General features: G+C 65.2%; 20 protein-coding genes. 9 read left to right on the forward strand and 11 right to left on the reverse strand.

Going from position 1 to position 23,540, the window contains the following annotated elements; translation table 11 throughout:
* Positions 1-106: 106 nt before the first annotated feature.
* Positions 107-412: a carboxymuconolactone decarboxylase family protein gene (locus ACIPK7_RS03280; protein WP_401085239.1), complete on the forward strand. Its 306-nt coding sequence runs from the start codon at positions 107-109 to the stop codon at positions 410-412.
* A gap of 4 nt (positions 413-416) precedes the next feature.
* Positions 417-824, forward strand: a complete 408-nt coding sequence (locus tag ACIPK7_RS03285; protein ID WP_401085242.1) for a tautomerase family protein — start codon at positions 417-419, stop codon at positions 822-824.
* Here the strand turns inward: ACIPK7_RS03285 and ACIPK7_RS03290 are convergent.
* The 3 genes from ACIPK7_RS03290 to ACIPK7_RS03300 all read right to left on the reverse strand — a co-directional run bounded on the left by ACIPK7_RS03290 (position 811) and on the right by ACIPK7_RS03300 (position 2,854).
* Positions 811-1,551: a nitroreductase family protein gene (locus tag ACIPK7_RS03290; protein ID WP_192430780.1), complete on the reverse strand. Its 741-nt coding sequence runs from the start codon at positions 1,549-1,551 to the stop codon at positions 811-813. The genes ACIPK7_RS03285 and ACIPK7_RS03290 overlap by 14 nt on opposite strands.
* Before the next feature lie 113 nt (positions 1,552-1,664).
* Entirely contained in the window at positions 1,665-2,150 is a 486-nt protein-coding gene (locus ACIPK7_RS03295; RefSeq protein ID WP_192430781.1) for a glutathione peroxidase, read from the reverse strand.
* Positions 2,151-2,368: 218 nt separating this feature from the next.
* Positions 2,369-2,854: a peptidylprolyl isomerase gene (locus tag ACIPK7_RS03300; RefSeq protein ID WP_192430782.1), complete on the reverse strand. Its 486-nt coding sequence runs from the start codon at positions 2,852-2,854 to the stop codon at positions 2,369-2,371.
* Here ACIPK7_RS03300 and ACIPK7_RS03305 point away from each other — a divergent pair.
* The 4 genes from ACIPK7_RS03305 to ACIPK7_RS03320 all read left to right on the forward strand — a co-directional run bounded on the left by ACIPK7_RS03305 (position 2,823) and on the right by ACIPK7_RS03320 (position 7,529).
* Positions 2,823-3,182 (forward strand): DUF3565 domain-containing protein, encoded by a 360-nt coding sequence (locus ACIPK7_RS03305; protein WP_401085246.1) that lies wholly within the window; start codon positions 2,823-2,825, stop codon positions 3,180-3,182. The two genes, ACIPK7_RS03300 and ACIPK7_RS03305, sit on opposite strands and share 32 nt — an antisense overlap.
* On the forward strand, positions 3,158-4,348 hold the full coding sequence (locus tag ACIPK7_RS03310; protein WP_401085249.1) for an acetate kinase: 1,191 nt from the start codon (positions 3,158-3,160) through the stop codon (positions 4,346-4,348). The genes ACIPK7_RS03305 and ACIPK7_RS03310 overlap by 25 nt, the downstream gene beginning before the upstream one ends.
* 61 nt (positions 4,349-4,409) lie before the next feature.
* Positions 4,410-6,536, forward strand: a complete 2,127-nt coding sequence (gene pta, locus ACIPK7_RS03315; RefSeq protein ID WP_401085252.1) for a phosphate acetyltransferase — start codon at positions 4,410-4,412, stop codon at positions 6,534-6,536.
* An 81-nt stretch (positions 6,537-6,617) separates the two neighbouring features.
* Positions 6,618-7,529: an acyltransferase gene (locus tag ACIPK7_RS03320; protein WP_401085255.1), complete on the forward strand. Its 912-nt coding sequence runs from the start codon at positions 6,618-6,620 to the stop codon at positions 7,527-7,529.
* A 208-nt stretch (positions 7,530-7,737) separates the two neighbouring features.
* Here ACIPK7_RS03320 and ACIPK7_RS03325 read toward each other — a convergent pair whose 3' ends face one another.
* The 3 genes from ACIPK7_RS03325 to ACIPK7_RS03335 form a co-directional block, all read right to left on the reverse strand.
* Entirely contained in the window at positions 7,738-8,451 is a 714-nt protein-coding gene (locus ACIPK7_RS03325; protein ID WP_192430787.1) for an OmpA family protein, read from the reverse strand.
* 85 nt (positions 8,452-8,536) lie between these two features.
* Positions 8,537-9,178 (reverse strand): MBL fold metallo-hydrolase, encoded by a 642-nt coding sequence (locus ACIPK7_RS03330; protein WP_192430788.1) that lies wholly within the window; start codon positions 9,176-9,178, stop codon positions 8,537-8,539.
* 83 nt (positions 9,179-9,261) lie between these two features.
* The gene (locus tag ACIPK7_RS03335; protein ID WP_192430789.1) at positions 9,262-10,281 is read right to left on the reverse strand and encodes an AraC family transcriptional regulator; all 1,020 of its coding nucleotides are present in this window, start codon (positions 10,279-10,281) and stop codon (positions 9,262-9,264) included.
* Positions 10,282-10,402: 121 nt separating this feature from the next.
* Here ACIPK7_RS03335 and ACIPK7_RS03340 point away from each other — a divergent pair, with 121 nt between their 5' ends.
* Positions 10,403-11,242: a metal-dependent hydrolase gene (locus ACIPK7_RS03340; protein ID WP_401085604.1), complete on the forward strand. Its 840-nt coding sequence runs from the start codon at positions 10,403-10,405 to the stop codon at positions 11,240-11,242.
* A gap of 330 nt (positions 11,243-11,572) precedes the next feature.
* On the opposite strand, the gene ACIPK7_RS03345 is transcribed toward ACIPK7_RS03340, so the two are convergent.
* Entirely contained in the window at positions 11,573-12,511 is a 939-nt protein-coding gene (locus tag ACIPK7_RS03345; protein WP_401085260.1) for an alpha/beta fold hydrolase, read from the reverse strand.
* A 163-nt stretch (positions 12,512-12,674) separates the two neighbouring features.
* On the opposite strand from ACIPK7_RS03345, the gene ACIPK7_RS03350 reads away from it, so the two are divergent.
* A complete protein-coding gene (locus ACIPK7_RS03350) occupies positions 12,675-13,547 on the forward strand; it encodes a hypothetical protein (protein ID WP_401085263.1) in 873 nt (290 codons plus the stop codon).
* Between the two features lie 126 nt (positions 13,548-13,673).
* On the opposite strand, the gene ACIPK7_RS03355 is transcribed toward ACIPK7_RS03350, so the two are convergent.
* The 4 genes from ACIPK7_RS03355 to ACIPK7_RS03370 form a co-directional block, all read right to left on the reverse strand.
* Entirely contained in the window at positions 13,674-16,400 is a 2,727-nt protein-coding gene (locus tag ACIPK7_RS03355) for a LuxR C-terminal-related transcriptional regulator (protein ID WP_401085266.1), read from the reverse strand.
* A gap of 231 nt (positions 16,401-16,631) precedes the next feature.
* Entirely contained in the window at positions 16,632-17,999 is a 1,368-nt protein-coding gene (locus ACIPK7_RS03360; protein WP_192430793.1) for a DUF1329 domain-containing protein, read from the reverse strand.
* A 166-nt stretch (positions 18,000-18,165) separates the two neighbouring features.
* Positions 18,166-20,088: a DUF1302 domain-containing protein gene (locus ACIPK7_RS03365; protein ID WP_192430794.1), complete on the reverse strand. Its 1,923-nt coding sequence runs from the start codon at positions 20,086-20,088 to the stop codon at positions 18,166-18,168.
* 207 nt (positions 20,089-20,295) lie between these two features.
* Complete coding sequence (locus ACIPK7_RS03370; RefSeq protein ID WP_192430795.1) at positions 20,296-21,978, reverse strand: fatty acid--CoA ligase; 1,683 nt, start codon at positions 21,976-21,978, stop codon at positions 20,296-20,298.
* 333 nt (positions 21,979-22,311) lie between these two features.
* Between ACIPK7_RS03370 and ACIPK7_RS03375 the strand changes: the two genes are divergently transcribed.
* On the forward strand, positions 22,312-23,487 hold the full coding sequence (locus ACIPK7_RS03375; protein WP_192430796.1) for an acetyl-CoA C-acyltransferase: 1,176 nt from the start codon (positions 22,312-22,314) through the stop codon (positions 23,485-23,487).
* The last annotated feature ends 53 nt before the right edge of the window (positions 23,488-23,540 follow it).

The raw sequence follows: 23,540 nt of genomic DNA on the forward strand, positions 1-23,540 counted from the left end.
GCAACCATCCTGATTAATCGAACTGTTGGTAAAATATTTCCCGATTTTCTGAATCAACTTGCCGGGATAGCCTGAACTCGTCAAGTCACCGAAGAGGAACGGCACGATGTCTTCTCCACCCCGGGTTTCCCCCGCCCTGCAGCGGCAGGCTCCCAAACTGGCGCAGATCACCGAGCAAGTGCTGTTCGGCGATATCTGGCAGCGCCCGCAACTGGCCCCGCGAGAACGCAGCCTGGCGACCGTTGCGGCACTGGTCGCGATGGGACGGCTGGAGCAGTTGCCCTTCCATCTCCAACTGGCCCGCGACAACGGCCTGACCCGCGAGGAGCTGGTCGAGCTGATCACCCACCTGGCCTTCTACAGCGGCTGGCCGACCGCTGCTTCCGCTCTCAACCGTCTCGAAGAGGAATAACCCCATGCCTACCGTCCGCATCTCCCTGCTCAAGGGCAAGCAGCCCGACTACCTGCGCACTCTCGCCGACACCGTCTACGACGCCATGCACGAGGCCTTCAACGTGCCGGAGGGCGATCAGTTCGTGATGATCCACCAGCACGAGGCAGAAGAGTTCGTGTTCAACCGTCACTACCTGGGAGGGCCGCGGAGCAACGACTTCGTGCTGATCGCCATCACCATCGGCCGCCCACGGGACTCGCAGATCAAGCAGGCACTCTACCGCCGGCTCAACGCGCTGCTGGGCGAGCGACTGGGATTGGCCAGCGAGGACGTGATGGTGCAGATCACCACCAGCGAGGCGGACGACTGGTCCTTCGGCGGCGGACGCATGGGCGTGCTGACGCGCCCCGATGCGGTCAGTGCCAGCTGACGCGCTGCTCCAGCGGGAAGCGCAGGCGCGGATTGTAGACGCCGTTGTCGGCAGCCCGCCCGACGGCCAGCAGCATGATCGGCACTGCGCGCCGGGGAATCTGCAGCACCTTGCGCAGCCGCACCTCGTCGAAGCCCTCCATGGGGCAGGTGGCAAAGCCGTGGCTCTGCAAGGCGAGCATCAGGTTCTGCGCCGCCAGCGAGGTGGACTTCACCGCCCACAGCCGCATCTCGGCGTGGCTGTTGGGTTGGCGCATCAGCGCGCGGCGCAGGCCGACCACCGAGTAGAGCGCACGCTTGAACAGCCCGAGAAGGCCGAACGCGCCCTGGTTGTACTGGAAGGGCGCGGTGCGCTGGTAGAAGTCGCGCACCTTGTCCGGAACGTTAGCTTCGGGCCACTGATCGAGGATCGCCGCGCAGGACTCGCGCCAGGTATCCGGGCGCGCCAGCACGGCGATCAGCACCGGAGCCGTGCGCGCCGCATTCTGCCCCAGGCACACTGGCGCCAGCCGGCGGCGCAGCTCGGCATCGCGTATCACCTGGAAGCTCCAGGGCTGCAGGTTGCAGGCATTGGGCGCCAGCACCGCCTGTTCCAGGCAGTCGCGCAGCACGACATCCGGCACCGGCTCGTCGAGGAAACGGCGCACCGCGCGGCGCTGTTCGATCAGGGCGCGCAAGGCATCGGGCGTGGCGGGCAGGCAGGCGGACTCGACGGCAAAACGGCTCATGGCGGGCTCCGGAAGCAGGTCGCCCGATTAAGCCGCCACCATCGGCGTGGAACAAGACGAAAGGGAGAAATGCCGGCGGGATTGGCGCATGCGCCCTCTCCCGCCGGGAAAGATCAGGCGCCCAGCGCCTTCTCGATAGCGTGGATCAGCGCCGGATCATCCGGCGTGGTGCGCGGGCTGAAGCGGGCCAGCACACGGCCATCCGGGCCGAGGAGGAACTTCTCGAAATTCCAGGTGATGTCGCCGGGGAACTCGGCGCCCTCGCCCGCGAGCAGACGGTACAGCGGGTGGCGCTCGGAGCCGTTCACCTCGAGCTTGCCCGACATGGGGAAGCTGACCCCGTAGTTCAGCGAGCAGAACGACTGGATCTCGGATTCGCTGCCCGGCTCCTGCCCGGCGAACTGGTTGCATGGCAGGCCCAGCACCACGAACCCCTGATCCTTGTATTGCTGGTAGAGCTGCTCCAGACCGGTGTACTGCGGAGTCAGGCCGCATTTCGAGGCGACGTTGACCACCAGCACGACCTTGCCCTTGAGCGGGGCCAGCGGCAGATCCTGGCCGTCGAGACCATGCAGCGTCAGATCGTGAAAAGCGCTCATTGCTTGCTCCTTGAAGAGGTAGGCACAAAGTGCCCGCGCAGGGAGCGGACAACGCGTCCGTCGTGCTGCGCAATCCCAGTCGATACGGGAAAAATGCCCTGGCATTCTTTGCAGTTACAGCGACTTGCATGAGAAAGGCGCCCGAAGGCGCCTTTCACGATTGAGCGTAGCAGCTCAATGATGGCTGCACCCGGTCGAAGGCGACCGAGTGACGGCAATCAGTGGTGGTGACCACCTTCGCCATGCACGTGGCCATGGGCGACTTCTTCGGCGGAAGCGTCGCGGATGTCGACCACTTTCACCTTGAAGTTCAGGCGCTGGCCGGCCAGCGGGTGGTTGCCGTCGACGATCACGTCATCGCCTTCGATGTCGCGGATGGTGACGATCTGCATGCCGCCGTCCGGCGCGGAAGCGTGGAACTGCATGCCGACTTCCAGCTCGTCCACGCCTTCGAACATTTCGCGGGTCAGGGTGGCAACCAGCTCGGCGCTGTATTCGCCGTAGGCATCGGCCGGCTCGACGGTCACGTCCAGCTCGTCACCGACCTGCTTGCCTTCCAGGGCCTTTTCCAGGCCGCCGATGATGTTGCTGGCGCCGTGCAGGTAAACCAGCGGAGCGCCACCGGCGGAGCTGTCGATGACCTCACCCGCGTCGTTGGTCAGGGTATAGTCGATGGAAACCGCCTTGTTGGCCGCGATCTGCATGGTTCGAAACCTATCTGATATAGAAGTTGAGCGCGTAAGTTTACGCGGCGACGCCCCCGAATGCGACCCGAAGACGGACGGACGGGATCACGCGGCCCCGCCGCGCCTGCTTGACTTTCATCAGGACGAAGACGGCCACTGGGTGGCAGTCTTGTCCTGCGGCCATACCCAGCATCTGCGCCACCAGCCGCCCTGGCAGTCTCGGCCCTGGGTGCTGGACCCGCAGCAGCGCATGGCGCAGATCGGCCGCGACTTCCCCTGCGGCTGGTGCGCCAAAGATTCCGACAGCAACAAGGAGTATGCATGCCGGCTCGCAATATCCTGGTGATCAACTGCGGTAGTTCGTCGATCAAGTTCGCTCTGGTTCGAGAGGGCCGCGACGATTTCATCCTCCACGGCCTGGCCGAACGCCTCGGCGCTAATGGCGCCAGCCTGCGCTGGCAGGGCGAGACCGACGAGCAGCCGCAAACACTGGAGATTCCCGGCGCCGACCACAAGGCTGCCCTCGCCCGCCTGCTGCCGCTGGTAGCCCAAGCCGCGCAGGGCGAACTGCATGCCATCGGCCACCGCGTAGTACACGGCGGCGAGCGCTTCACCCAGGCCTCGCGCCTGACCGAAGAAGTGCTCAGCGCGATCCGCGAGACCTCGCCGCTGGCGCCGCTGCACAACCCGGCCAACCTGGTCGGTATCGACGCCGCCATGGCGCTCTATCCGGACCTGCCGCACATCGCGGTATTCGACACCGCCTTCCACCAGAGCCTGCCCGAGCGCGCCTACCGCTACGCCATCCCCGAGCCGCTGTACCGCGAGCAGCACGTACGCCGCTACGGCTTCCACGGCACCAGCCACCGCTATGTCAGCCACAAGGCCGCCGAGATGAGCGGGCTGGCGGTGGGCGACAGCTACTGGCTGTCCGCGCACCTGGGCAACGGCAGCTCCACCTGCGCCATCGCCAACGGCCAGAGCCGCGACACCAGCATGGGCCTGACCCCGCTGGAAGGCCTGATGATGGGCACCCGCTCCGGTGACGTCGACCCGAACCTGCACAGCCACCTGGCGCGCACCCTGGGCTGGAGCCTGGAAAAGATCGACCACATGCTCAACCACGACAGCGGCCTGCTCGGCCTGTCGGGGCTGTCCAACGATATGCGTACCCTGGAGAACGCCCGCGAGCAGGGCCACGCCAATGCGGCGCTGGCCATCGAAGTATTCTGTTACCGATTGGCCAAGTCCCTGGCCTCGCTGACCTGTGCGCTCCCGCGCCTGGACGGCATCATCTTCACCGGTGGCATCGGCGAGAACTCCGCGCTGGTGCGCAACCTCACGGTCAAGCACCTGCATGTGCTCAATCTCGAACTCGATGGCGAAGCCAATGCCCGCTGCGTGCGTGGCGTCGGCGGGCCGATCCACCTGTCCGGCCACCCCCGCGTACTGGTGATCCCCACCAACGAGGAAAAACAGATCGCGCTCGACACCCTGGCCGTGCTCGACTGAAGATTCATCGGTCGCGCCCCACAAGGGCACAGACCACTCCCGCACGGCTTAAGGAGCCCGGATGCACACCTTCTTCCTCGCGCCGACCGGTTTCGGTGTCGGCCTGACGTCCACCAGCCTGGGCTTGATCCGCGCCCTGCAACGCGCCGGCCTGAAAGTCGGCTTCTTCAAGCCCATCGCCCAGCCCCACGCCGGGGACGACGGCCCGGAGCGTTCCAGCGAACTGGTCGCGCGCACCCACGGCCTCAACGCACCCACCCCGCTATCGCTATCCAAGGTCGAGCGCATGCTCGGCGACGGCCTGCTCGACGAGCTGCTCGAGGACATCGTCGGCATGTACAACAGCGCCGCCGTCGACAAGGACGTGATGATCGTCGAGGGCATGGTGCCGACCAAGCACGCCAGCTACGCCGCGCGTATCAACGCGCACCTGGCGCGCAGCGTGGACGCCGAGGTGATCCTCGTCTCCGCGCCGGACAACGAGACGGTGAGCGAGCTGTCCGACCGCATCGAGATCCTCGCCCAGCTGTTCGGCGGCCCGCGCGACCCGCACCTGGCCGGCCTGATCGTGAACAAGGTGCGCGGCGGCGAGCGCGAGGACATGCCCCGCGACGCCGAGGAAGCCGCGCGGTTGTTCGGCGAGCGCCTGAAGGAACACTCGCCGCTGCTGCGCGACGGCGACGTGCGCCTGGTCGGCTGCATTCCCTGGCAGGACGAGATGAACGCCCCGCGTACCCGCGACGTGGCCGACCTGCTGGACGCCAGCGTGCTCAACGCCGGCGATTACGAACAACGCCGCGTGCAGAAGATCATCCTCTGCGCGCCCTCGGCGCCCAACACCGTGCACCTGCTCAAGCCGGGCGTGCTGGTGGTGGTGCCGGGCGACCGCGACGACATCATCCTCGCCGCCTGCCTGGCCGCCATGAATGGCGTGCCGCTGGCCGGCCTGCTGCTGTGCTCGGGCCTGACGCCGGACGCGCGCATCCTCGAACTGTGCCGCAGCGCGCTGCAGAGCGGCCTCCCGGTGCTGACGGTGAAGACCGGCTCGTTCGACACCGCCGGCGACCTGTCGCGGATGAACAAGGAAATCCCGGTGGACGACCGCGAACGCGCCGAGCGCGTCACCGAGTTCGTCGCCGAGCACATCGACTTCGAATGGCTCAAGGACCGCTGCGGCGCGCCCCACGAACTGCGCCTGTCGCCGCCGGTGTTCCGCTACCAGCTGACCCAGCGCGCCAACCGCGCCGGCAAGCGCATTGTCCTGCCCGAAGGCAGCGAACCGCGCACCGTGCAGGCCGCCGCCATCTGCCACGCCCGCGGCATCGCCCGCTGCGTATTGCTGGCCAAGCCCGACGACGTACAGGCCGTGGCGCAGATGCTGGGCATCGTGCTGCCCGAGGACCTGGAAGTGGTCGACCCGGACCTGGTGCGCAGCCGCTACGTCGAGCCCATGGTCGAGCTGCGCAAGGGCAAGAGCCTGAACGCGCCGATGGCCGAGCAGCAACTGGAGGACAACGTGGTGCTGGGCACCATGATGCTCGCCCTGGATGAAGTGGACGGCCTGGTCTCCGGCGCCATCCACACCACCGCCAACACCATTCGCCCGGCCTTGCAACTGATCAAGACGGCGCCCGGCTACAACCTGGTGTCCTCGGTGTTCTTCATGTTGCTGCCCGACCAGGTGGTGGTCTACGGCGACTGCGCCGTGAATCCCGATCCTTCGGCCAGTGACCTGGCGGAGATCGCCCTGCAGAGTGCCGCCTCGGCGCAGGCGTTCGGCATCACCCCGCGGGTGGCGATGATCAGCTACTCCACCGGCGACTCCGGAACTGGCGCAGATGTCGAGAAAGTCCGCGAAGCTACGCGCATCGCGCGGGAAAAACGCCCCGATCTGTTGATCGACGGCCCCTTGCAGTATGATGCCGCCGCCATCGCCAGCGTGGGCCGCCAGAAGGCGCCCGACAGCCCGGTGGCCGGACGCGCCAACGTGTACGTGTTCCCCGACCTGAACACCGGGAACACCACCTACAAGGCGGTCCAGCGCAGCGCCGACTGCGTCAGCATCGGGCCGATGCTGCAGGGCCTGCGCAAACCGGTGAACGACCTGTCGCGCGGGGCGCTGGTGGACGACATCGTCTATACCATCGCGCTGACGGCGATCCAGGCAGACAGCGGCAAGGACGGCTGAAACCCAAGGCACGAGGGATGTGCCCAAGAACGCATCACGCGCCCGGCCGACCGGGCGCCTACGTACAAGGACCATTCCTCGATGTTGAGTTTTCTTCCGCACACTCTGCGCGGCATTCTCGCCACCCTGATCCTGGTGACGAGCACGCTGTGCTGGTGCATTCCGCTGCTGAGCATGTCGATCATCAAGCTGCTACTGCCCTTCGAAGCGGCCCAGCTGGCGCTCAGCAAGGTCATGAGCGTGATCGCCGAGAGCTGGATCAGTTGCAACAAGGGCTGGATGAACCTGGTCCGCAACACCGGCTGGAACGTCCAGGGCCTGCAGGGCCTGCACTACGACCACTCCTACCTGGTCACCAGCAACCACCAGAGCTGGGTGGACATCCTCGTCCTTCAATACCAGCTCAACCGCCGTATTCCGCTGCTGCGCTTCTTCCTCAAGCAGGAGCTGATCTGGGTCCCGGTGATCGGCCTGTGCTGGTGGGCGCTCGATTTCCCCTTCATGAAGCGCTACACCAAGGCCTACCTCGCCAAGCACCCGGAGAAAAAAGGCAAGGACCTGGAAACCACCCGCAAGGCGTGCGCCAAGTTCAGCCGCATCCCGGTGGCGATCTTCAACTTCCTCGAAGGCACCCGCTTCACCCCGGCCAAGCATGACGAGCAGAACTCGCCGTTCCAGCACCTGCTCAAGCCCAAGGCCGGCGGCATTGCCTTCGTCCTCGATGCCATGGGCGAGCAGCTGCGTACCCTGGTGAACGTGACCATCCACTACCCCGACGGCCGCCCGACCTTCTGGTGCCTGCTGTCCGGCCGCCTGCGCTCGGTGGTGGTGCGCTTCGAGGAGCTGGAAATCCCCCGCCAGTTCATCGGCAAGAGCTATGACCAGGACGAGGGCTATCGCGCCGAGTTCCAGCTGTGGGTGAACCAGCTGTGGGAGCGCAAGGACCAGTTGCTGAGCCAGCTGCACCGCGAGTTCCCCGCGGCCAAGGCCTGACTCGATCCGTAGGGCGCATAACCTGGAGCAGGTTATCCGCCAAAGTCCTGCCGGCGGATAACGCTGGCGCGTTATCCGCCCTACGAAAGCGACGCCAACGATGGATCACAGCGCGCAGGGAAATCATCGCGGATGGAGCCCGCTCCTACGACCCTTCCCCCAGGCACAAAAAAGCCCGCCAATCGGCGGGCTTTTTCATGGGCAGCGCTTACTGCTGGTACTGCTGGGTCTGAGCGTTCGGCAGGGCCTTCAGGTTCACTTCCACGCGGCGGTTCTGCGCGCGGCCGTTGGCGTCGGCGTTGGAGGCAACCGGCTGGTCCGGGCCCATGCCACGGGTGCTGACGCGAGTGCCGTCGACGCCCTGGGAGGTCAGGTAGGAGGCAACAGACTGCGCACGACGCTGGGACAGGTCCATGTTGTGCTGGCGGCTGCCGGTGCTGTCGGTGTAACCGACGATCTCGATGCTGTTCTGATTGAACTCCTTGAAGGAGTTGGCCAGGTTGTTCAGCGGGGTATAGAAGGACGGTGCGATGTTCGCCGAGTCGGTGGCGAAGGTGATGTTGCCCGGCATGATCAGCTTGATGTCGTCACCTTGGCGCTCGACCTGCACACCGGTGCCCTGCATCTGCTGGCGCAGCTTGGCTTCCTGCTTGTCGGCGTAGTAGCCGTAGCCAGCGGCGGCAGCACCGATGGCGGCGGCGCCGATCATTGCGCCCTTGCCACGGTTGTCATGGTTGATCGCGGCACCGGCGACGGCGCCAGCCAGCGCACCCAGCGCACCGTACTTGGCGGTCTTGCTCATGCCGCCCTCGGCTGGCGGGGCCTGGGTGTTGGGGTCATAGGGGTTCTGGGAGGCGCAACCGGCCATGAGGGCAAGGGCGGTGGCAGCCGCAACCATGGACAGACTACGTGCGGTGAACATGTCGGATGACTCCTCGAAATAGCGAAACACCCATTAGCGGGCGGCAGGTTAGAGCTTAGGTCGTGCAAATAATTCCGTAGCAACCTTAAGCACGGATGAAGGGATTTTCCCGCATCTCGTCGCCCAGGGTGGTATCCGGGCCATGCCCCGTGACCACGGTCGCGTCTTCGTCCAGCGAGTACAGGCGGTCGCGGATCGAGCGCTCGATAGTGGCGTAGTCGCCGCCCCACAGGTCGGTGCGGCCGATGCTGCGACGGAACAGCGTGTCGCCAGCGATCAGTAGCTTGTCCTGAGGAAACCAGAAGCTCATCGAGCCCGGTGTATGCCCAGGGGTGTGCAGTGCCACGCCGCAGCCGCAGGCCAGTTCTTCGTCATCGGCCAGCCATTGGTCCGGCGAAGGCACCGGCGTATAGGGGACGCCGAACATACGGCACTGCATCTCCAGGTTGTCCCAGAGGAACTGGTCATCTTTGTGCAGGTGCAGGGTCGCGCCGGTCTTCTCCTTCATCTGCCCGGAAGCGAGGAAGTGGTCCAGGTGCGCGTGGGTATGGATGATGCTGACCACCTTCAGCCCCAGCGCGTCTAGGCGCTGCAGGATGAGTTCGTGGTCGCCACCCGGATCGACGACGATGGCCTTCTTCGTCAGCGGGTCGCCGATGATGGTGCAGTTGCACTGCAAGGGGCCGACGGGGAAGGTTTCGCGGATCAGGGCAGGCTGTTCGCTCATCGAAGACTCGCTCGGTTGCGGAAGAACACGGCGGGTATTTTCGCCGATTCCGCCCCGCCCTGGCGAGTCGATGGATCGAGTGTTCAGTCGCCCTGGCGGTAGTCCGTGGGCAGCTTGCCCGTCCACTTGCGGAACGCCCGGCGGAAGTTCGACGGGTCGTTGAAGCCCAGCAGCAGCGCGATCTCGTAGAGCGGCAAGTGGGTCGTGGTGAGGTATTGCAGGGCCAGGCGCTTGCGCACGTCGTCGAGCACTTCCTGGTAGGTGGTGCCCAGGTTCGAAAGATGTCGACGCAGGCTGCGGCCGCTGGTGTGCAGGTCGGCGGCGACCGCTTCCAGGTCGGGGAACTCACCGGGGCGCGCCAGCAGCAGGCGACGGATGCGGGTCAACAAGCCTTCCTGGACGTCCAGCGTGGCCAGCAGCGCCTCGCACTGCTGCTCGCACATCTGCACCGTGGCCGGGTTGGCCAGCGCCATGGGCCGCGCCAGGTATTCGCTGGGCAGGCCGATGAAGTGGAACGGCTGGTCGAACAGCACCTCGCAGCCGAACACCTCGGCGTACCGTTCGGCGTAGGCCGGCTCGGCATGGGCAAAGCCGACGCTGACACCCTGCAACGGTTCGCCGACCAGGAAGCGGGCGATGGTGTGCAGGCTGGTCATCAGGCCTTCGGCGGCGAAGCGGCTGGTGGGGCCGAGAGGAATCGACTCGCTGGCGCGCAGGTAGGACACGCCGCCGTCCTCCACCATCTCCAGGTCGTAGGCCAGGCCGAGCACGCGGTAGTACTTCAGGGCGAAACCGATGGCACGGCCGAGGTTGGCACTGGACAACACCGCATAGCCGAGGATGCCGTGGGTGGAAACGTTCAAGCGCTGCCCCAGCAACAGGCCGAAGGCTGGCTCGTTGCAGTGCACCAGCGCGGTACTGGAGAGCTGATGGAAGTCGATGAAAGACAGGCGTCCGTTGGGGCTCTGCAGTACCTCGGGGCGCACACGGGCCAGCTCGAACAGGCGCACACGCGGCACGCCCAGCTCTTCGGCGAGATCGAGCAGTGCCTGCGCATAGGCGACGGGCACCAGTTCGGCGGTGAAGTTGAGCGGTTGTTTCATCGTTTTTCTTATGCTGACCGCTGGCCGGATATGACCGGAAAGTTGGCAGACAATAACCTTGTGACGCTTTCCCTACAAGCCCAGAGTAATGACCATGGACAACCACAACAATGGAGCCGCCATGGCCAGCACCACCCCCGCAGGACTGGAGATCAAGCCCCGGCACATGGACTTCGATCTGCCCGATCCGCTGCCGCGTCACTGGCACGGCGGAGACGCCTTCAAGTCCCATCTGTTCGACGCCATGTCGGTGCTCTTCCCCGACGGCGAACGCTTCTTCATCGACTCGGTGCGGCAGTTCCGCGACCAGATCACCGACCCGGTGCTCAAGGAACAGATCCGTGGCTTCATCGGCCAGGAAGGCCACCACAGCCGCGAGCACCTGACCTACAGCCAGCGTCTGCGCGACCAGGGTTATGACATCACCACCATCGAGAAGCGCGCCCAGGCGCGCATCCGTTTCACCCAGAAGAAGTTCCCGGCCAGGCGTCAGCTGGCCGCGACTGCCGCGCTGGAGCACATCACCGCGATCATGGCCAACGGGCTGCTGACCGATCCGCGCACCATGGAAGGTGCCGACCCGGTGATGCAGCGCCTGTGGCGCTGGCACGCGCTCGAGGAAACCGAGCACAAGGCGGTGGCCTTCGACGTCTACAACCAGGTCTGCGGCAGCCGCAAGCTGCTGCGCCGTGCGATGCGCATGGCGACCTTCTTCTTCGTGCTGGATACCTTCCGCGGGCTGGTGCACATGCTCAAGGTGGACGGATTGCTGTGGAACTGGCGCGTCTGGCGCGACGGCCTCAAGTGGACCTGGGGCAAGCACGGCGTATTCCGCCCATTGCTGCGCGAGTACATGGACTTCTTCAACTCCGACTTCCACCCCTGGCAGCACAACAACCTCGATGTGCTGTACGAGGTGCGCAAGGAGTACGACGCGCAGCCGCTGGCGCACGCGGGCTGATTCGCCCTGCGCTTCGAACACCGCCCCGCTCTGTCGGGGCGGTTTCGTTTGCGTCCCATCGCAGACCGTAGGGCGCATAACCTGGAACAGGTTATCCGCCGGCGACTACGCGGCGGGTATCGCTGGCGCGCTATTCGCCCTGCGAGCTGCTGGAGCGCACCAAGCAATCGGGAGCATCCGGGCAGGATGGGTGGAGCGCAGCGATACCCATGCTGTCCGCGCGAGGGAATCGATGGCTATCGCTACGCTCCACACCACCCAGCGAAGAGCGATCCGGCAGAACGAAAACGCCCGGCACTTGGCCGGGCTTTTTCACCGAGCGATCAGCCATCATGCATGCAGGAAACGCAACGCATCCGCCGCCGATTCCTCGGGGATTTCCTCCATCGGGATATGCCCGACGCCCGGATAGACCTTCACCTCGATGCCTGGCACGTCGCGCTGCCACATCGGCACGTGGCGCGGCGAAATCCAGCGGTCGCGCTCGCCCCACATCAGCATCGTCGGCACCTTCAGCCCCGCAACGCGGTTGGGCGTAGTGGGAAGCTCCTCGCGGTTGGCTTTCACCAGTACACGGAAGATGTCGATCATCGCGCGGCGGTTGCCCGGCCGGCGGCTGATGTCGTAGTAGCGATCAATCACGCCCGGCTTGATCTTGCGCGCATCGCCGTAGACTTCCTTGATGCCCTGCGCCACCAGCGCGCGCGGCATCCACATCGGCATCATGATCCCGGCGCCGGGTAGCACCGCGCTGGCGATCATCAGCGGCACCTTCTGCATGTAGTAGCCGGCCGGGTCGATGAGGATCAGCCGCTCGACACGGTGGGCGTTGGCCAGCGCGTAGTTCCAGGCGATGTAGCCGCCCAGGGAGTTGCCGGCGATGGATACGTGCTTGAGGTCCAGGCGGTCGAGGAACAGGCCGAACACCTTCACCAGGCGCTCGCCGTCGTACTCGCGGTCCTGGCCGCCGCCGGTGAGGCCGAAGCCGGGCACGTCGAGGCGGATGATGCGGAAGTGCTCGGAAAGCTCGGCAACCCAGCCATCCCAGGTGTGCAGCGAGGCCATCACGCCGTGGACCATCACCAGCACCGGCTTGTCCGGGCTGCCTTCGTCGCGGTAGTGGATGTCGAACCCGTCGACGTGGATGAACTTCGAACCGGATTCGGGCGAGGCATAGCGCGCCTTCAAGGCGGCCAGTGGCAGGGGGCCGAAACCATAGCGGGCCAGGCCCTCAGCCAGCGGCGGTTGCACAGACAATGTAGCGGTCATGGACGAGTGACTCCCGTGCTTGTTGTTCTAAAGGCTGAATCACACCACAGCGCCCGCGCCGCCGCGCCCAACCTAGGTAGTGTGATGGCCTGCCACGGGATGACGCAGGCCGCTCGCCCCGCTAACCTAGCCCGACCCGCCCTCGCGCAAGGAAAGCCCGTTCGTGCCGATCCTCATTCGCCGCTCGCTGTGGCCGCTGGCCGTGCTGTTGCTGCTCCTGTGCCGCCCTGCCCTGTCCGCCGACCTGTATTACCTGGGCCAGAAGATTCCCGACATCCAGCGCAACTGGACCAGCGCCGACTACCAGATGCTGATCGATGCACTGAAAAAGATCGACGAAACCCAAGTCAACGGCCTGCCCCGACGCAGCGGCGAATTCACCGGGCCGATCTACCAGCGCATGGTCAGCGAGGAGAACTTTCGCCCGCAGCTGAACATCTACGCCCCGCTGGAGCTGCGGCAAAACGAGGCACGCGAGGTACTGTTCAAGCTCAAGGAGCTGATGCGCCTGTACTTCAACTTCCGCGCCGCCAAGCAGCCCTATGGTGCCGAGGCGCTGGGCCTGATGAGCTACTCGCTGCGCGAACAGGCGATCCTGTTCAACCTGACGGTAGAGTTCTGGATGACCCTGGCGCAGAGCGAGCAGCGCAACCCGGTGCGCCTGCAGGGCATGCAGGAAGCCAAGGCCGCCGCCTCGATGCTCACCAGCAGCGCCCTGGACTACCTAGGCCTCACCGCGCAGTTCGACCGCCAGGACCTGGTGCTCTACAGCGCCGAGCTGGCCAAGCAGTTGCCGGAACTCTTCATCCACCTGCCGCCGGAAGTGCGCGTGCAACTGCTGATGCGCGTGGATGAGCTGTCGCAGAAGCACGCCTACCCGGAAGTGCGCGAGAACATGCGCGACCTGCTGCCGGTGCTGCAGGCGATCCAGGCAGACGTGCAGAAGCAACTGGCCGCCCCGGCCAAGGGGCAGCCCGTGCCCAAGGGGCTGGACCTGAGTGCGCCGCCGGAGGCGGAGAAGAAGAAGGGGATGTGAGGCTGCGCCAGCGGATCGCTATTCAGAACCGTAGGGCGCATAACCCGGAACGGGTTATCCGCCGAGTGCCTCGCGGCGGATAACGCTGGCGCGGTATGCGCCCTACGATCTTCAGAGCGGGGTGCCCTAGCGCAACAACCCCATCTCCTTCGCCCGCGCCACCGCCTGGGTGCGGCGTTCTACACCGAGCTTGTCGTTGATGTGGCGAGCGTGGCTTTTCACGGTGTGTAGCGAGATGAACAGACGCTCGCTGATCTCCTGGTTCGAGCAGCCCTGGGCGATCAGTTCCAGCACCGCCAGCTCGCGCCCGCTCAGGCAATCGTTGAGCACCGCGCAGCGCTCCGGCGGCGCCGGCAGACGCTCACGCAGCGCCTCGATGGCCGGGGAAGAAGCTCGCACCGCCAGTTGCTCGCGCAGCCATTCCGGATGTTGCTGCAGCACTTCCTGCAGGGGGATCAGCAAGCCGACTGCCAGGCCGTTGAGGCATTCGCCCAACTCGAACGACGCTTCGCGCTCGCGGCCGCCCTGCAGCAACAGGGCGACCAGCTGGCCCTGGGCGAAACGCGCCTGCAACTGCGCACCGCCTTGCAGGGCGCCGCTGGCCACCGCGCGCAGCCGTGCCTCGGCGTCGGCCAGGCGGCCTTCACGGCGTTCCAGCTGGGATTGCAGCATTTCCACATTGCGCGGCAACTGCGGCGAGCATTCCGGAGGGGTGGCCGGTTCGTCGCCGGTGTAGGTGTCGCGCAGGCGCTCCAGCCAGGCTGTGGCCAGTTCGACCTGGCCCTGGCCGAGCCAGAGTTCGCACTTGATCAGGGTGATGGCCGACAGGTAGTAGACCGGCGGCACGTCCCACACATGCATCATCCGCTCGACCTCGGCGAGGTGGGCGAAGGCGCGGGTGTAATTGCCCAGCCGACCTTCCAGGCTGGCCAGCACGCAGAAGCCGATCACCAGGCTGATGTCTCGGCAGGCGCGGGCTTCCTCGATGCCGGCCTTGAGGCCCTTGCGCGCCTCGTCCGGCTGCAGCGCGAGGCTGCGCAGGTAACCCTGGTAAAGCATCAGTCGACCCCGCACGGCGTAGCGACGCTGGGAAGACAGGCCGGACAACCGCGCCAGCCCCTGGCGCACCTCGTCCTCGGCGCGCAGCACCTCGCCACGTGCCTGCAGGACGCGGGCACGGTCGTAATGCACCATGGCCTCGAACAGCGGGTTGCCGAAGCGCTGCGCCAGCTCCAGGGCTTCGCGGTTGAGCCCGCGGGCACGCCACAGGTCGTCGCGCACGATGGCCAGGTTGCTCAGGGTCGAAAGGCACAGCAGGCGCGGGCCGAAGCGCTCCGGGCCGAGGCCGTGCATGGCCTCTTCGCAATGCCGCTCGGCCGCGTCGATCTCGCCACGGCCCCGGGCGATCACACCGGCCAGCGCCTGCCACTGCGCGAGCAGGTCACGCTGGGCCGTGGCATCGGCGGCGGGCAGGAAGCGCGCCAGTTGCGCCGCCAGCTCTTCGGCCGCATCCAGCTGGCAGGCCAGAGCCAGCGCCCAGCTGTACAGCACGATCAGGCGCGGCGTGCTGGCCAGCAGGCTGTCGGGCAGGTCCATCTTCCAGCGCAGCAGCGTGGCGACGTTCTGCTCGGCCAGCAGTTGCTCTTCGGACAGGCTCTGTACCAGGCTCGCCGCGACCTCCGGGTGGCCGGCGCGCAGGGCCTGCTCCACTGCGTCATCGAACAGCCCCTGGGCGCTGAACCAGCGACAGGCGCGCAGGTGCAGCGCCGCTGCCGAAGGCCCGGAGCCGGGTAGCGGGCGCGCGAGCAGCAGGTCGGAAAACAGGTGGTGATAGCGGAACCACTGGCCCTGCTCGTCCAGCGGCACGAGGAAAACCTGGTGCTGCTGCAGATGTCGCAGGATGGAAGCACTGTCGTGCGCATCGCGCAGCGCATCGCACAGTTCGGCGGAGAAGCGTTCGAAGCGCGCGGTCTGGGCCAGGAATATCTGGACCTCCGGCGACTGCTTGTCGATCACTTCTTCCAATAGATAGTCGCGGATCAGTTCTTCGGCGCCATGTACCGACAGATCGGGCACCTTGGCCGCCAGCTCGTCGCCGTGGGCCAGCAACCACAGGCGCAGCCCGGCGATCCAGCCTTCGCTGCGCTCGACCAGGTTATCGAGGGCATTGTCGTCGAGTTGCGCGCCGTTGGCGCTGACCAACTGCGCGGTTTCCTCGACGGTCAGGCGCAGGTCCTGTTCGGTGAACTCCAGCAACTGCCGCGACAGGCGCAGGCGCGCCAGGTGCCAGTCCGGCCGCTGGCGGCTGGTGACCAGCACGACCAGGCCGGCGGGCTGGTGATTGAGCAGGAATTGCAGGCATCGGTCGAGCACCGCGCCCTGGGCCAGGTGGTAGTCGTCCAGAACCAGCAACAGGGGGCGCTCCACCGATAGGCTGTCCACCAGTTCATCGAGCAGGTCGTCGAGCCAGGCTTCGAAGGCGAACGGCTGGTGGCGCTGGCGCATTTTCAGCAGGGCCAGGGCTTCCTCGCCGAGGGTGGGAAAATGCAGGCGCAGGCCTTCGAGCAGGCGCTCAAGAAAACGTCCGGGGTCGCTGTCTCGGGCACTGAGCCCCAGCCACAGGCTGCGCCAGTGATCTTCCAGCGTCTGACAGAATTCGATGGCCAGCGAGCTCTTGCCGAACCCGGCCGGGGCGGATACCAGTATCAGCCGTCCCTGCAGCCCCGCGGCCATGCGCTGGCACAGCCGCGAACGGGCGACGTGGCCATGCGGCAGCGGCGGTCGGAAGAAGCGGCTGCCGGCCGTACTGGGGGGAACATCGGTCAGACTTGGCAGAGTCGAGAAGTCGGTCATCGGCCTGGCTCTTGCTCTAGCTCTTATAGCGGTCAACGAAGGTCACACTGCCGTCCGAGCCTAGCCGCTCGCGGTCGGGAATAGAAGTCGATTTTGTTACCTTTGCTCACAACATGACCAGAAGCCGTCCTACATTTCGCCCTTCATTCATCTGACAGATGATCTCCCATAAAAAAACCGGCCCGAAGGCCGGTTTTTTTCACCGCGGAACCACCCGTGGGGATCGGGGGATCAGCGCACGCCTTCCTGGCGAAGCGCTGCCGGGGTGAAGTCGCTTTCCGAAGCGCTGTAGTTGAAGTCGTAGGCGGATTTCTCCTCGTTCTTCAGGCCCAGCACCAGGTAGCGACCGGACAGCAGGTCATACAGGGTTTCCGCGGTGTACCACGGTACCTGGTAGTTGTAGTAGTACTGGTTGAACGCCTCGGCTACGCGCCACAGGGTGCCACGACCGTCGTAGTGGTCGATCTCTACGGCCTGCCAGGTGTCCTCGTCGATGAAGAAGTCGCGCTTGGCGTAGATGTGACGCTCGCCCGGCTTCAGGGTCGCGGTCACGTGCCACACGCGGTGCAGCTCGTAGCGGGCCAGGTCCTGGTTCAGGTGGCCGGGCTTGATGATGTCCGAATACTTCAGCTTCGGATCGTCCATCTTGTAGTTGTTGTACGGGATGTACAGCTCCTGCTTGCCCACCAGTTTCCAGTCGTAGCGGTCCGGCGCACCGTTGTACATGTCCAGGTTGTCGGAGGTACGCAGGCCGTCGGCTGCGGTACCCGGGCCGTCGTAGGAAACCTGCGGGGCACGGCGCACGCGGCGCTGGCCGGCGTTGTAGAGCCACGCCAGGCGCGGTTCCTTCACTTGGTCGAGGGTCTCGTGCACCAGCAGCACGTTACCGGCCAGGCGCGCCGGAGCGGTTACACGCTGCTTGAAGTAGAACAGTACGTTGCTCGGCTTGCTGGCGTCGTAGTCCTTCAGGTCGGTACGGAAGACGAACTCGTCCTGGAAGTACACCAGCGAGTAGGAACCGTTGACCTGCGGGGTGGCCTGGGTCACCAGACGGCGCACGTGGCCGCCGCGGTAACGGGTGATGTGGTTCCAGATGACTTCCAGGCCGTCCTTCGGAATCGGGAAGGGGTTGGCCACCTGGAAGTTCTCCAGGCCGTTGCCGCCTTGCAGCAACTTGGTGCTGGTTGCGTTCTTCTTGGTCGCCTCCAGCACGTTATCCGGCACAGTAGCGGTACGGTGCGTGGTGTACACCGGCATCTTGTAGGTGTCGGGGTAGCGCTTGAACATGGCCTGCTGGCCGGGGGTCAGCTTGTCCTTGTACTGGTCCATGTTCTGCGCGGTGATGGTGAACAGCGGCTTCTCGCTGGCGAACGGGTCGCTGAGGAAGCCCTTGCTGTCGGCAGTGCCGGCGTTCTTGGGCAGGCCACCGGTCCAGGCCGGAATCGAGCCATCGGCGTTGCCGGCCTTTTCCGCGCCCATCGGGGTCAGCGTGGTACCGAGCTTGGCCGCTTCGTCGGCAGAGACGGCCGCCATCACCTGTGAGGCGATGAGGCTGAGCGCCAGGGCGCCCGTGTGCAGCAGGATCTTTGTTGTTCTCATTCGTTTATCGTCCTCATTGAGTCTTTGCCCACCGCGCTGGCCGCCCTTGCCGGATGATTTCGCAAAGACGGGGCGCGGTTTTGTCTGCTGCCCCGCGCGGCCGGGTCACCCAGCCGCAGGGATGGCCCGCCGCGAGGGCGGGCCGTTTGCCGGTTGAACGGCCGGCTTAGAAGGTCACCCCGAAGCTCAAGCTGACGAAGTCACGATCGTCGACGGTGGAGTACTTGCCGTCGAAGTAGTTGGTGTAGGCCAGGCTGGCGGTGTAGGTGTTCAGGTAGTCGGCGTCGATACCCAGGCTGACGGCCTTGCGGCCTTCCTCGAAGTTGCCGCCAGGGCCGGGGGAGTAGCCGTCCACGTCGTGGGACCAGGCCACGTTGGGCTTGAGGTTCACACCGGCGAACACGTCGTTGTAGTCCCAGATCGCCCGAGCGCGGTAGCCCCAGGAGTCAGCAGTGGTGAAGCCGTCGCTCTCACATTTGCGCGACACGTTGTTCTGCGGACCAGTGCCCAGGGTCGAGGCGTTCAGCGCTTCGCAGGTCGGTCGGCCGCCAAGGCTGCCGTTCAGCGGGCCGGGACCGAAGACCGGGTCACGGCCGTAGCGAGCATCGTTCTGGCTTTCTAGGCCGCCGACGTGGGTCCAGCCGACTTCGCCCACCAGGGTCAGACGCTCGGCGCCCATGACCTGGTCGAAGAAGTGGGTGAAGGTGGTCTGCAGCTGGGTCACTTCCTTGCGGCGGTAGCCGTGCAGGTCCTGGCCAGCGGTGCCGGTCAGCACGGAGGCGTTGTCGTAGACGTGGTTGCCGCCGATGGAGACCGGGTCCAGGCCCGAGTACAGGATGTCGGTAGTGTTCAACTGTACCGGAGCGTTCGGGCGGTAGCTGATCTCGCCCTGCCAGGCGGTGCCGGTGGGCAGCGTGGTGGAGAAGCTCAGGCCATACAGACGGATGTCTTCGGGATATTCGATGAAGTAGCTGGAGTTGCCCGCCATCGCCGCCGCGCCGGCCTGAGACGCCAGGGTCGGACTGATGGCCGCGATGTTGGTGATCAGCTGGTTGATCTGCGCGACCTTGGAGGCGTCGGCGCCACGGCCGGAGAAGATCGGCAGGCGGCTGTGGTAGTTCATGTAGTAGCCGCCGAACTCGGTGTTCAGGCTGTCGGCGAAGTACTTCAGCGAAAATCCGTACTGGCCGCTGTCACGGGCATCGCGGTCCGGGCCGCGCTTGACCACCAGGCCTTCGTTCCACGGCGACGGGGTCACCGCCAGGTTCGGGCCGAGCAGGCCGTTCAGGGTGCGGATCGACGCCGCGTTGTTGGTCAGCACCGCGAGGTTCTGGGTGCAACCGTCAGCCACCACGTCCGGCTGGGAGAAGAAGGTGCCGCAGTTATCGACAGCAGTCTGGTCCCACTCGAGCTGGTAGAAGCCTTCGGCAGACAGGTTCTCGGTGAGGTTCTGCGAGAGGTAGAACATGTTCACCGGCACCAGGGCTTCCTTGATCTCGGAGCCTGGGCGGCGGAAGGCGGTAACGTCGAACGGGTTGATCACGCTGATGCCGTTCTGGATGAAGGTGCTTTCACCCCAGTTCACCACCTGCTTGCCCAGGCGCACGGTGCCGGGCAGTTCGCCGATGTTGTAGTTGTGGTAGATGAAGGCGTCGAGCAGTTGCGCGCCGGAAGCCTGGGCGGCTTCCTTGCGGTTGTGGTCGGAGAGCGGCTTGAACTCGGTGTTCTCGTCCTTCTGTTCGAAGTCGTACCAGTACTTGCCGCGCAGGAAGACGCCGGTGTCCTGATACTTGAGCTCCAGGTCGTGGATGCCCTTGAAGATCTTCGAGAAGGTCTTGCCGGCCTTGTAGTTCAGGTGACCATCGTCAGAGGTCTGGGACAGGCCCTTGCCGCCGTTGTTCACGCCGATGAGATTGCTGTCCGGATTCTGCGTCGACCAGCTGGCCCCCACGGACAGCGTCGAGTCGAACGAACCTTCGATTTCCCCGATGTTGAAACTGACGGCGGAAGCCGGCGTTGCCAGCGTGGATGCCAGGCTGACTGCCAGCGGCAACCGTGCCAGGCGCCAGATATGTTGCATGGTTTTCATCGACGCTACTCCATGTGTTTTTTGTTATGAGTAGCGGCGACTATAGCCAGCGTCCTACGGTGCTTGATCGCTCGAAAGTGTGATTTATCTTACAAAGGCCCTGACTAGACGCTTGCGCAGGCCCCGAGGTGGCGTAGTCACTGGGCTGCGCTGTGCCAAGCGCTTGCTTGGCACAGCGCCCGAAAACCGTGACTCGCCGGTCGTCGGTCACACCGTGGAGAGGAAAGCGCTGCCGGCCTCCTGCCATTGGGCGATGTCTACCCGGATGCGCTTCTTGTCGAGCTTGCCGACGCTGGTCTTGGGAACTTCAGTAACAACGGCGATCTGCGAGGGAATCGCCCACTTGTTGATGTGGCCCTGCTCGACGAAAGGCTTGAGGTGTTCACGCAACGCCTTGGCGTCCAGCGCCTGGCCATCACGCAGCACCAGCAACGCGAACGGGCGCTCGCCCCATTGCGGATCGGGCACCCCAACCACGGCCACCTCGCGCACCGCCGGGTGACGGCTGATGAGGTCTTCCAGCTCAAGGGAGGACAGCCACTCGCCGCCGGTCTTGATCACATCCTTGATACGGTCGCGGATGTCGATGAAGCCCATGCCGTCGAGGGTCGCCACGTCGCCGGTGTGCATCCAGCCGCCGGCCCAGAGCTCCTCGCCCTTCTCCGGCTCGCGGAAATACCCCTGCGTCAGCCAGGGCGCGCGCAGCACCAGCTCGCCCTGAGATTCGCCGTCGGCCGGGTGGAACTGGCCGTGCTCGTCCATGATCGCTGCTTCCACCAGCGGCACCGGCACGCCGGCCTTGATGCGGTAGGTGGTGCGTTCATCCTCGCTGCCGGCGCAGAGTTCCTGGTTGAGGTAGCCACAGGAAATCAGCGGGCAGGTCTCGGACATGCCATAGGCCGCCGTGAGCTGGATGCCGCGGGCCTTGGCGGCGTCGTACAGCGCGTGGTTGAGGGCGCTGCCGCCGATGATGATCTTCAGCCCGCCGAAGTCGTGGTCCTTGGCGCTGGCGGCGTTGAGCATCATCTGCAGGATGGTCGGCACGCAGTGGGAGAAGGTCACCTTCTCCTCGCGGATCAGCTTGCACAGAAGTTCCGGCTCGTAACGCCCCGGATACACCTGCTTCACCCCCAGCATGGTCGCCACATAGGGCACGCCCCAGGCGTGCACGTGGAACATCGGGGTGATCGGCATGTACACATCGTCGGTGCCCATCAGGCGGATGCTGTCCAGGCTGCCGATAGTTGCGGCCATCGCCAGGGTGTGCAGTACCAACTGGCGATGGGTGAAGTACACACCCTTGGGGTTACCGGTGGTGCCGGTGGTGTAGAAAGTGGTCGCCACCGAGTTCTCGTCGAAGTCGGGGAAGGCGTAGCGCGGGCTGGCGGCGGCCAGCAGGGTCTCGTACTCGCCCACGCAGTTGGGCAGCGTGCTGCTCTTGTCTGCTCCGTCGGTGATCAGCAGGGTCTTTTCCACCGTGGCCAGTTGCCCGGCAATACCCTGGTAGAGCGCGGCGAACTCGCTGTTGACCAGCACGAAGCGGTCATCGGCGTGGTTCATGGTGTAGAGAATCTGCTCCGGCGAGAGGCGGATGTTGATGGTGTGCAGCACTGCGCCAATCATCGGGATGGCGAACATGCACTCCAGGTAACGGTGGCTGTCCCAGTCCATCACCGCCACGGTGTCACCGGCCTTCACGCCAGCTTCGGTCAGCACGTTGGCCAGGCGCGCAACGCGCTCGTTGAAGGTGGCATAGCTGTAACGCACGGTGTCGCGGTAGACGATTTCCCGGCCTTTTTCGTAGCGGCTGCCCGACAGCAGCAGGCTCTTGATCAACAGCGGGTACTGGTAGGCGTTCTGTGCAGCGGGGATGACGCGAGTTTTCAGCATGGCGTACGCACTCTCAAGGCTGGATCTCATCTGGATGAGACCGACTCTAGAGCGCCCCGTGTGTCCATTCATCAGTCAAAAGAGTGATTTGCCGATGACTCTATGGCCACATCCGGTCACGCGGTAGAATCCTGACGCCCGGTCGTTCACGGCCGGTACCTTTACCCGGAGTCCGCGTAAGGCCTGCGAGCTGAAGCAGAACAAGGCGGAAGCAGGCGAGGGAGCGGAGTTTGCATCTTGCAAATGCGCATTCCGACGCCTGTTTCCGCGCAGTTATGCCGACGCGCAGCTGGCCCTACGCGGACTCCTACAACAAGAGCGAAGAGGTTAGTCATGTCCGAGATCGTCATCGTCAGCGGCGCCCGTACTCCCATGGGCGGCTTCCAAGGCAGCCTGTCCGGCGTTTCCGCCGTCGACCTGGGCGCCATCGCCATCCGCGAAGCCATTTCCCGTGCCGGCATCCAGCCCGAGGACGTGCAGGAAGTGATCATGGGCAACGTACTGCCCGCCGGTCTGAAACAGGGCCCGGCCCGCCAGGCATCGTTGAACGCCGGCCTGCCCGCCGCCACCGGCTGCACCACCATCAACAAGCTCTGCGGCTCGGGCATGAAGGCCGTGATGCTGGCCCACGACCTGCTCAAGGCCGGCACCAACAGCGTGATGGTCGCTGGCGGCATGGAAAGCATGTCCAACGCCCCCTACGTCATCGAGAAGGCCCGCACCGGCCTGCGCATGGGCCACGGCGAAATCAAGGACCACATGTTCCTCGACGGCCTGGAAGACGCCCGCACCGGCCGCCTGATGGGCTCCTTCGCCCAGGAAACCGCCGACAAGTACAACGTCACCCGCGAAGAGATGGACGCCTACGCCATCGAATCCCTGCAGCGCGCCCAGGCCGCCATCAAGGACGGCTCGCTGGATTCGGAAATCGTCCCGGTCACCGTCACTACCCGCAAGGGCGAGACCGTGGTGAAGGACGACGAGCAGCCTCTCACCGCCAACCTGGACAAGATCCCCGGCCTGCGCCCGGCCTTCCGCAAGGACGGCACCATCACTGCGGCCAACGCCAGTTCCATCTCCGACGGCGCTTCCGCGCTGGTCCTGATGACCGCTGATGAAGCCGCGCGCCGTGGCCTGAAGCCGCTGGCGAAGATCGTCGCACACGCCACCCAGAGCCAGGACCCGGCCGAGTTCACCCTGGCCCCGATCGGCGCCATGACCAACCTGTTCAACAAGGCTGGCTGGAGCAAGGACGACGTCGATCTGTTCGAGATCAATGAAGCCTTCGCCATGGTCACCATGCTCGCCATGCGCGAACACGGCCTGGACCATGCCAAGGTCAACGTCTACGGCGGCGCCTGCGCCCAAGGCCATCCGGTCGGTTCCACCGGCTCGCGCATCATCGTCACTCTGATCAACGCCCTGCAGAAGAAGGGCGGCAAGCGCGGCGTGGCCTCGCTGTGCATCGGCGGCGGCGAAGCCACTGCGATGGCGATCGAGCTGGTCTGACTTTCGCGTCGGACATGAAAAAGGGGCGCCTCGGCGCCCCTTTTTTGTTCCAC

The organism is Pseudomonas sp. NPDC086581 (genome assembly GCF_044746165.1).
Taxonomy (GTDB): domain Bacteria; phylum Pseudomonadota; class Gammaproteobacteria; order Pseudomonadales; family Pseudomonadaceae; genus Pseudomonas.